Genomic DNA, 6,733 nt, shown 5'->3' with positions numbered 1-6,733 from the left:
GGCGTTCGTCGGGGGCACGGCGTCGGATCTGCAGGCCAACCGATTGGGCGCGGCGGCGCAGGAAATCCTCAATGTGCAGGCTGAGGCGCTGAACGGGGCCTTGGACAAATATCGCATGCTTCCCGTGGTACTGGGTCATCGCCCCGATGCCGCGTCGCTCTATGCGCCGGGCGCCGATACAGCCACGACCCACCGGATCGCATTGCAGGCAGCGGCGCTTTCGGGCGCGCTGGACGTGGTGTTCCTGCGCCCCTCCGGCGCGGTGCTGGCCCGCGCGTCAGGGGCCGCCAAGGATGTGATTGCGCCCAGTTCGCCATTGCTGCGCGCGGCCTTGCAGGGGCGGCTGGGCCGAGATGAGCGCGTGTTGGACGACGGACGGCGCGCCTATGTGTTCACGTCAGCGATGTGGGACAATAAGACGATCATCGGCGTGGTGGCGGTCTATGTCGATCTGGTCACCATCGAGGACAATTGGTCGCTGATCAACAATCCCATCCTGGCATCGGATGCTGCCGGCCTGGTGGTCATTTCCAATCGTGCCGCCTGGCGCATGGCGCCACGCCCCGATTTTCGCGACACAGTGCAAGGAGGCGCCGCCAATCCGCTGCAGGATGCGCCGACGCGCTATCTGGCGCGTTCGCGCTATCTGGCGCCATTGAACTGGACGTTGACGGTGCTGTTGCAAGCCGCGCCGATACGGTGGGCAGCGGTCATGTGGGGCGGTCTGGCGGCAGCCCTGGCGCTGGCGCTGACGCTGGCGGTACAATTGCTGATCAACCGGCATTTTGCCGGCGTGCGACGGAGCAGGGCGCAGCGGGCCAATGCGCTGCGGCTGGAGCGGATCGTGCGCGACCGGACCCGCGAATTGCTCGACAGCAATGCCTCGCTGGCGCACGAGGTGGGCGAACGCAAGGCAGCCGTGGACCTGCTGCGCAAGACCCAGACCGAACTGATCCAGACCGGCAAGATGGCCGCGCTGGGCCAGATGTCGACGGCGCTGTCGCACGAGATCAACCAGCCCCTGTCGGCGGTCAAGACCTATGCCCAGAATGCGCTGACCTATCTGCAGCGTGGACGCCAGCAGGAGGCCGTGGACAACATCACCCGGATTTCAGAGCTGACCGACCGGATGGCCGCCATTTCCCGGCATTTGCGCAATTTCGCCCGCAAACCCAATCCAACCTTCGGCTCGACCGCCATCGGCAAGGTGATCGAGGATGCACTTGAAGTCGTGTCCGCCCGGCTGCGCGAGCAGGCGGTGAGCGTGACAACGGATCTGGGCGAACCGGGACTGCAGGTGCGCGGCGGGCCGGTTCGGCTGCAGCAGGTGGTGGTCAATCTGGTGCTCAACGCGCTGGACGCCATGGCGGGACAACCAGCCCCGAGCATAACCATCAGCGTGGCGCGGGCCGGCGCCAGCGCCGAGGTTTCGGTGCGCGATACCGGGCCGGGCATTGTTGTCTCGGACCTCGGCCAGATCTTTGATCCCTTCTTCACCACAAAGGAAGTCGGCCAGGGATTGGGGCTGGGCCTGTCGATCTCCTACAATATCGTCAAGGATTTCGGCGGCACCCTATCGGCGCACAATTGGCCAGGCGGGGGCGCCTGCTTTGTGGTGCGTCTCGATTTGGGTGAACATGAACAGGTAGCGGCACAGTGAGTTTGTCCATCGAAGTGCTGCTGGTTGATGACGAGGAAGATCTGCGCCGGGCCGCCAGCCAGGCGCTCGATCTGGTGGGCTTTCCGGTGCGCGCGACCGGGTCGGCGGAAGAGGCGCTGGCCGCTGTTTCACGCAGCTGGCATGGCGTTCTGGTCACCGACATTCGCATGCCGGGAATGGACGGGATGACCCTGCTGCGCAAGGCGGTCGCCATTGACCCGGACCTGCCGGTGATCCTGTTGACCGGCCATGGCGACGTCAATCTGGCGGTCGATGCCATGCGCGACGGCGCCTACGACTTCATCGAAAAGCCGTTCTCGGTCGAGCGCTTGCTCGATTCCATCACCCGTGCGCTGGAAAAACGCCAGTTGACGCTGGAAAACCGCGCCCTGCGTTCCAGCGTTGCCAACCGCTCGGACGATCTGGAAACCCGGCTGGTCGGCCGTTCGCCAGTGATGGTGAGCGTGCGCAAGCAGATCCGCGCCGTGGCGCCAACGCGGGCCGACGTGCTGATCGTCGGCGATACCGGCACCGGCAAGGAACTGGCGGCACGGGCGATCCATGATCTGTCCGCCGACGAGGACCGGCCCTTTGTCGCCATCAACTGCGCCGCCATTCCAGCCGAGATGATGGAAGCCGAACTGTTCGGCCATGAGGCAGGCGCCTTTGCCGGGGCGATGCGGGCGCGGGCCGGCAAGTTCGAGCATGCCCGCAATGGCACGATCTTTCTCGACGATATCGAGAACATGCCGCTCTATCTGCAGGCCAAGCTGCTGCGGGCGGTGCAGGAGCGGGCCATCACCAGGCTGGGTTCGCATGAACCCATCGCGCTCAATGCCCGCTTCATCGCCACCTCCAGCGTTGATCTGGAACGGGCCGCCGATGAGAACGTGTTCCGCAAGGATCTGCTGTACCGGCTCAACATTGCCACGCTGCGGCTGCCCGCCCTGGCCGACCGGGCCGAGGACATCCCTGCCCTGTTCGCCCATCTGGTGCAGATCGTCGCGACCCAGTTGCGCGTGCCGCCCCCGGCGCTGTCCACCAGCTATGTGTCGAGCGTGAGCCTGCGGCCCTGGCCGGGCAATGTGCGCGAATTGCGCAACGCCGCCGAGCGCTACGTGCTGGGCATTGACGGGGTGGAAGACCACCGCGCCGCCACCAGCGCCACGACGCTGCGCGAGCGGGTGCAGGCCTTTGAGCGTCAGACCATTGCCGACGAACTGCGCGCCCAGAACGGCAGTCTGAAGGCGGTCTATGAGGTGCTCGGCCTGTCGCGGAAATCGCTCTACGAAAAAATGGTCAAGCTGGGCCTGGACCGCAAGGATTTCCGGGAAGACTGACCGTCAGCACGGCGGCCGCCAGCGCGACCATCGTGCTGGTTCGATCATCGGGCCCCGCTCAGCGTGGCGCGAGCGTCGCAATCAACCTGTTGGCGGTCTGCGCCATGGCCGTTGCGGCGGAAAAGTTGAACTGGTTGATGGAGATGAAGACGCCGACGCCGCGCGTGGGTGCGAAGGCGATGTAGCTGAACACGCCGTTCGTGCCGCCCGCCTTCTGGATGATCAGGGGGCGGTCGCCTTCCGGCATCATGATCACCCAGCCAAGGCCCATGGCGTCCATGTGTCCGGATTCATCCATGCCGGATACCGGGTCGAGGCCATCGCGTACGACCCAGCCGGCATGGCTGATGGCGCGCGTTTCGGCTTCGACCGCATCAAAGCGATCAAGGTTCCATTGGAGATATTTGACCATGTCGTTGGCGGTGGTGTGCAGCGCCGATGCACCGAACCGGTTGGGTATCGCCTCGCCCGGGTCCATTTCGACACCGTTCCAGTCATAGCCCATCATCACATTGTCACCCGTGGGGCGCTCATAGCTGGTTGCCGTCAGGCCGATCGGGTCAAGGATCGTCTCCTGCAGGAGGTCGGCATAGGGCATGCCGGAAATTTCCGAGAGCGCCATCGCCAGCAGGTCGAAACCAACATTGGAATAGTGAATGCCCGACCCGGGCGTAAACAGCAGCGGGTCACCCGCCAGATTGGCGGCAAAGGACGCGTCAGCGTAGTTTTCGACGCCCTCGACAGGCGCGAGCTCGCGCGGCAGCCCGCTGGCATGGGTGGCGAGATCGATGAGGCGAATCTGCTGGCCGTCGCGCTGCGGCAGCGTTTCGACGATGCCGACATGCGGCCCGGCAGGGTCCGTCAGTGCCGTCCTCCCGCTGGCAACGGCATGGGCGAGCGAGAGACCGGTGAAACTCTTGGTAATCGATCCAACACCGATCTGGGTTTGCGCATCAGGTTCGCGACCACTGCCCTTGGCAGTCTCGCCAAAGCCGAAAACCGCACTCTCGCCATCCCGGACTGCGGCGATGACCAGGCCCGGAACGCCGCTGTCGAGGTGGAAGATCTGACCGGTGAAGCTGACGGCGTCGTTCAGCAGGGGATCCTCCGCAAAAGCGGGAGTCGTCACAAGAAAGGCGGTCGCGGCGGCGGCGAGAATGTATCGCATTGAGCACTCCGGCATTGTGTCGGGAGCCGCCATGATGGCAACCACGTCCTAACGTTTGGTATATTCTTGGATATCAACCGGCTGATGCCGAACCATTTTCCCTGGCCGCTGCAGGCGAAGAAAAATAGTCTTTCGGGGGTGGCCCAGGCGCGACACAAACATGTTAGTGAAGCCAGTGACACAGTCCAGCCGTGACCGAACGCGGCGAGCCAGCCTGCTCACGCCAGGCGGGTTGACTGTCTCGAACTGGAGTAGACTGTGTCCAATCCGACGGCCGACGCGCAAGAACCCATAACGACCACTGCCGAAAAGCCGGCGAGCGAGACGACGTTCGCGGTCATCATGGCGGTTAGCCTTGGGCACCTGCTCAATGACACCATTCAGTCGCTGATTCCGGCGCTCTATCCGATGCTCAAGGATAGTTACGGGCTCGACTTCACCCAGATCGGCATTCTGGGCTTTGTGTTCCAGATCACCGCCTCGCTGCTGCAACCGGCGGTCGGCATCTATACGGACAAGCGTCCGCTGCCCTATTCTTTGGCAGTCGGCATGGGGTTGTCGCTGATTGGGCTGGTTTTTCTGGCCTTTGCCACCACCTACTGGACCTTGCTGATCGGCGCCGCTTTCGTCGGGCTGGGGTCGGCGATCTTTCACCCGGAGGCCTCGCGCGTGGCACGGCTGGCCTCGGGCGGGCGGCATGGGGTGGCCCAATCGCTATTCCAGGTGGGCGGCAATATCGGCTCGGCCATCGGCCCCCTGCTGGCAGCCTTTATCGTGCTGCAGCACGGTCAAACCAGCGTGTCCTGGTTCTCCGTCATCGCGCTGCTGGGCATGGTGGTGCTGTTTGGCGTGGGGCGCTGGTATGCCGCGCTGCGGGTCGCCAGTGCCGCGCGCAAGGTGACGGTCCCTGCCCCGACCTTTCCGCGCGCCATCATTATCCGAACCATTGTCGTGCTGATGGTGCTGACACTGTCCAAGCATCTGTATCAGACCAGCCTGGCAAGCTTTTACACCTTCTACGTGATCGACCGGTTCTCGGTGTCAATTCAGGATGCGCAGATCCTGCTGTTCGTGTTCCTGGGCTCCATCGCCATCGGCACCATTGCCGGCGGCCCCATTATGGATCGGTTCGGCACCCGCTTCGTGATCTGGTTCTCGATCCTCGGCACCCTGCCCTTCACGCTGGCCCTGCCCTATGTCGACTACACCTGGACCGTCATTCTGACCGTCGTCATCGGCATTATCCTGGCGTCGGCCTTCTCGGCCATTGTGGTGTTCGCCCAGGAATTGGTGCCCGGCAGGATAGGACTGATTGCCGGACTGTTCTTCGGGGTGGCATTCGGCATTGGCGGCATCGGGGTGGCCGCGCTCGGCATACTGGCCGATCACACCTCCATCGCGTTCATTTTCAAGCTGTGCTCGTTCCTGCCGTTCATGGGCCTGTTCGCGGCCTTCCTGCCGCCGATCGGCAAGGGCCGCGGCCGCTGGTAGCGGGTCAAACGCGCTGGGTGCCGGCGTTTCTCACCGGGCAAGGGCCGGCTCGTCAGCCTGCGGCGCTGGGTTGAGCAGCAGGCTTTCAAGGATGGCAACGGCCAGGGCCGCCCCCACACCGCCGCCCACGGTCAACACCACGCGCTGGATAAAGGCGAAGGATGGCTCCGAGGTCATCAGCGCGCTGCCTGCCAGCGACACCATGACAGAGCCGGCATATTGGTAGGTCATGGGCGACAGCCGCCCGACCATCATCTTGTGCCCCAGCCACAGCAGGAACAGGGCCGTGACGCCGAACAGTACCGTGATATGGGCGGAGAGGCCCAGCAGCCAGAGCAGGATCAGCGCCATGATCCCGCCGCCCAGGGTCGAGACCGAGCGCTCGCGCGCCTCGCGCCACACCTGGTCGGTATAGGGATAAATGAGCGCAAACATGGCGCCGATCGACAGGATCAAATTGGACGGATCCAGCACGCTGAGTAGCAGGGCAGTAAAGGCCATCAGTACCACGGTGCGGATCAGGGCCCGCTTGGCGACCAGCTCATCGCGCACCGGCACATGGATTTCGACGAATTCCTGCGTGGCACGCGGCGGCAACAGGACATAGGCGATCGGGGTCAACAGGCCGGCCGTCAGCGCCGCCTTGAACATCTCGGAGCGCAGATAGGCCATGGTTGTATAGGAGTTGGCGCCCATGATCGCCATCAGCAGGATCGAGACGATCAACAGCATGCCAAAACTGTTGCCGGTCTTCTGAATGACGACAAAGCCGAGAAAGCAGATCAGCGCCATGAAGGCGAACAGCAGCCCCGGCAGGCCCGACAACATCTCCACGAAGAACGACATCACCCACATCATGCCGCCCAGCAAGACCGGTGCTGCCAGGGCGCGTCCGATACTGAGCGCCTTGCGGTGCCCGGCCACCAGCGAGACGGCCAAGGTGGGGTACAGCATGGCCATTGGCGACTGCACCATCATGCCGATGGCGAAGCTGGCGATCGAAACGATCGCCAGCCGCACGGCAAACAGCGGGTCGTCGTCAAAGGTGGGGCGGGGCGCGATATACATCGAGGC

5 protein-coding genes are annotated in these 6,733 nt (G+C 64.0%); 3 read left to right on the top strand and 2 right to left on the bottom strand.

What is annotated here, in order from left to right; genetic code table 11:
• Positions 1 to 1,660 (top strand): sensor histidine kinase (locus Q8O80_RS03260; protein ID WP_305576871.1); only part of this gene is annotated, 1,660 nt, incomplete at its 5' end.
• Positions 1,657 to 3,000 carry a sigma-54-dependent transcriptional regulator gene (locus tag Q8O80_RS03255; protein ID WP_371136083.1) on the top strand — a complete coding sequence of 448 codons (1,344 nt, stop codon included), beginning with the start codon at positions 1,657 to 1,659 and terminating at the stop codon, positions 2,998 to 3,000. The genes Q8O80_RS03260 and Q8O80_RS03255, both read left to right, overlap by 4 nt.
• A gap of 58 nt (positions 3,001 to 3,058) precedes the next feature.
• Here Q8O80_RS03255 and ampH read toward each other — a convergent pair whose 3' ends face one another.
• Positions 3,059 to 4,168 (bottom strand): D-alanyl-D-alanine-carboxypeptidase/endopeptidase AmpH, encoded by a 1,110-nt coding sequence (ampH, locus tag Q8O80_RS03250; protein WP_305576869.1) that lies wholly within the window; start codon positions 4,166 to 4,168, stop codon positions 3,059 to 3,061.
• Between the two features lie 342 nt (positions 4,169 to 4,510).
• On the opposite strand from ampH, the gene Q8O80_RS03245 reads away from it, so the two are divergent.
• Positions 4,511 to 5,659 carry an MFS transporter gene (locus tag Q8O80_RS03245; RefSeq protein WP_305576875.1) on the top strand — a complete coding sequence of 383 codons (1,149 nt, stop codon included), beginning with the start codon at positions 4,511 to 4,513 and terminating at the stop codon, positions 5,657 to 5,659.
• A gap of 30 nt (positions 5,660 to 5,689) precedes the next feature.
• Here the strand turns inward: Q8O80_RS03245 and Q8O80_RS03240 are convergent, their stop codons facing one another.
• Positions 5,690 to 6,727 (bottom strand): hypothetical protein, encoded by a 1,038-nt coding sequence (locus Q8O80_RS03240; RefSeq protein ID WP_305576867.1) that lies wholly within the window; start codon positions 6,725 to 6,727, stop codon positions 5,690 to 5,692.
• Positions 6,728 to 6,733: the final 6 nt, after the last annotated feature.

The sequence above is a fragment of the Devosia sp. genome, assembly GCF_030689745.1.
GTDB classification, from domain to species: domain Bacteria; phylum Pseudomonadota; class Alphaproteobacteria; order Rhizobiales; family Devosiaceae; genus Devosia; species Devosia alba.
This window is presented reverse-complemented; position numbering and strand designations above follow the sequence as displayed.

Excerpts from the sequence above, each read along its gene's own strand:
- Q8O80_RS03240 (WP_305576867.1), bottom strand. The coding sequence starts at position 6,727 with ATGTATATCGCGCCCCGCCCCACCTTTGACGACGACCCGCTGTTTGCC.
- ampH (WP_305576869.1), bottom strand. The coding sequence starts at position 4,168 with ATGCGATACATTCTCGCCGCCGCCGCGACCGCCTTTCTTGTGACGACT.
- Q8O80_RS03245 (WP_305576875.1), top strand. The coding sequence starts at position 4,511 with ATGGCGGTTAGCCTTGGGCACCTGCTCAATGACACCATTCAGTCGCTG.